Origin of the sequence: Halalkalibacter lacteus (genome assembly GCF_036663595.1) — a bacterium.
In the GTDB taxonomy this organism is placed as follows: domain Bacteria; phylum Bacillota; class Bacilli; order Bacillales; family Bacillaceae_D; genus Halalkalibacter; species Halalkalibacter lacteus.
The window spans coordinates 1-293 of the sequence record NZ_JAWRVL010000133.1; the positions used below are offsets into that span (position 1 = coordinate 1).

Here is a 293-nt window from a genome sequence, read left to right on the forward strand (position 1 = left end):
TAGCCTGACATTCCGACTTGTGTGTCAACCTTGTAGCCTAAATGAAGAAGCTGCTTGTATACTTGTTCTTCAAATGGTGAATCAAAGCATACTTCTGTCTGTTGCGTTCGGGTATTAGAGCTATCCCGAACATCGTTCACAACCGCTTTAATTTGTTCATGGTCCATTTGGGAGACGGCTCTTACGTACTGCAAGTAGGATTTTAATATTCTTGGACCGATATGAGCTGTATTGGCTACATTTAATTCTTCAGGTTCAACACTAGAGACGACGATAATCCCTTCTTTTGCCCG

Annotated in this window: 1 protein-coding gene; it reads right to left on the reverse strand. The window is 42.0% G+C overall.

Annotation, left to right across the window (positions count from 1 at the left end; all coding sequences use genetic code 11):
- Positions 1–293, reverse strand: a 293-nt coding sequence (locus SAZ04_RS21795; RefSeq protein WP_332699608.1) for a hypothetical protein, incomplete at both ends; no start/stop codon positions are given.